Source organism: Xenophilus sp. (assembly GCF_044462705.1).
In the GTDB taxonomy this organism is placed as follows: domain Bacteria; phylum Pseudomonadota; class Gammaproteobacteria; order Burkholderiales; family Burkholderiaceae_C; genus Xenophilus; species Xenophilus azovorans.
Window position 1 is genome coordinate 1 of record NZ_JBIQNC010000370.1, and the last position, 1,961, is coordinate 1,961.

The window sequence follows — 1,961 nt, forward strand, 5'->3', positions numbered from 1 at the left end:
TCGATGTGGGATTCGACTATGCATTGCGCTTGACGAGCAAGACGGTTGCTCAGACGATCTTGCCGGGATTGAGAATGTTGGCCGGGTCGATGGCCTGTTTCACAGCGCGCATCAGCGCGATCTCCTGCTCCGTGCGCGTGAATCCCAGATAGGCCTTCTTGTCCAGGCCGATGCCATGCTCCGCCGACACCGATCCGCGGAAGGCCTTCAGCGGCTCGTAGACGATGCGCTCGACCTCGGCCTTGGCGCTCCTGTCGCCGCAGGACACGGCGATGTGCAGGTTGCCGTCCCCCAGGTGGCCGTAGGAGATCACCGTGGCCGAGCCCCAGCGCCGCTCCAGGGTGCGGCGCAGTTCGTCGACGTAGCCCTCCATCGCCGGCAGGGGCAGGCTCACGTCATAGACGAACAGCGGGTCCAGCGTCTTGAGGTAGTGCACGTCGTCGCGGATGCGCCAGAGGTCGGTGCGCTCGGCTCCCGATTGCGCCACCACCGCGTCGACGATCAGGCCCTCTTCCAGGCACGGCTCCAGCACGGCCTGGAAACGCGCCTCGTCGGCGGCCTCGTCCGAGCCCTCGCATTCGATGAGGGCATAGAAGGGGTGCTCCTGCGACAGCGGCGCCGGACGCCGGCCCGGCGCCGTGAGCAGCAGGTAGTAGTCCCGCCACATGATCTCGTACGAACTGAGGCTGCCGCCCGAGCCGGCCCGCATGCGCTCGAGCACCGTGGTGACCGAGTCGAAGTCGGCAAACGCCGCCAGCACGGTCTGCCGCGTGCGCGGACGTGGCTGCAGCCGCAGGATCGCGCGCGTCACCACGCCCAGCGTGCCTTCCGTGCCGATGAACAGCTGCTTCAGGTCCAGGCCGGTGTTGTTCTTGAGCACCTTGAACATCGACGACACCACCTGCCCGTCCGGCAGCACCGCCTCCAGGCCCAGCACCATCTCGCGCGTCATGCCGTAGCGCAGCACCTTGTTGCCGCCCGCGTTGGTGGCGATGTTCCCGCCGATGGTCGCCGAGCCGCGGGCGCCCAGGTCGAGCGGGAACAGCAGGCCCTGCGCGTCGGCGGCCTCCTGGATCGTCTGCAGGGGCGTCCCCGCCTGCACGGTCATGGTCTGGGACACCGGATCGATCTCCTCGATGCGGTTCATGCGTTCGAGCGACAGCGCGATCTCGCCCGGCCCCGCCAGCGTGCCGCCGACCAGGCCCGTCATGCCGGCACGCGGCACCACCGGCTGGCCTGCCTCGTGGCACAGCCGCAGCACCAGCGCGACCTCCTCGGTCGAGGCCGGACGCACCAACGCGCCGGCCTCGCAGCCGCTCTGGATCAGGCGCGACACCGGCCGCTCGCGCACGGCTTCGCCGGTGAGGACCGCTTGGGGGCCGAGTTCGGTTCTCAGACGCTGCAGCAGCGTTTCCACGGGCTGTCTCCTTGTGGCTGTTCTCTAAAAACTTAGGACGTATACTAACTTAATCCCTCGATCCGGAGTGCGCTCGGCACGGCCGGAACGACAAGAACGACGGAGACAATCGGATGGCAGATCAAGCCCCCGTGGCCCTGGTCACAGGCGCAAGCCGCGGCATCGGCCGTGCCATTGCCGCCACGCTGGCGCGGCAGGGCCACACTGTCGTGGGCACCTCGCGCACGGCCCTGCCCGCGCAGGACGGCATCGAGTTCCTCGCCTGCGACGTGAGCGACGCCGCGCAGGTGCGCCGTCTCTTCGACATGCTGGGCGAGCGGCACGGGCACCTGGACGTGCTGGTCAACAACGCGGCGCTGGCGGGCGGCGCGCCCTTCGGCAGCGATGCCGAGGAAGCCGAATGGGCCCCCATCATCGCCACCAACCTGACCGGCACCTGGCTGTGCTGCCGCGCCGCCGGGCCGTTGCTGCGCGATGGGCGCGGTCGCATCGTCAACATGGCCTCGGTGCTCGGACTTCGGGGCGTGGGCGCCCAAGGAAGCCA

2 protein-coding genes are annotated in these 1,961 nt (G+C 68.9%); one reads left to right on the forward strand and one right to left on the reverse strand.

What is annotated here, in order from left to right; genetic code table 11:
* Positions 1-49: 49 nt before the first annotated feature.
* Entirely contained in the window at positions 50-1,417 is a 1,368-nt protein-coding gene (locus ACIY1X_RS26230; protein ID WP_399686548.1) for an FAD-binding oxidoreductase, read from the reverse strand.
* Between the two features lie 113 nt (positions 1,418-1,530).
* Between ACIY1X_RS26230 and ACIY1X_RS26235 the strand changes: the two genes are divergently transcribed.
* Positions 1,531-1,961 (forward strand): SDR family NAD(P)-dependent oxidoreductase (locus ACIY1X_RS26235; protein ID WP_399686550.1); only part of this gene is annotated, 431 nt, incomplete at its 3' end.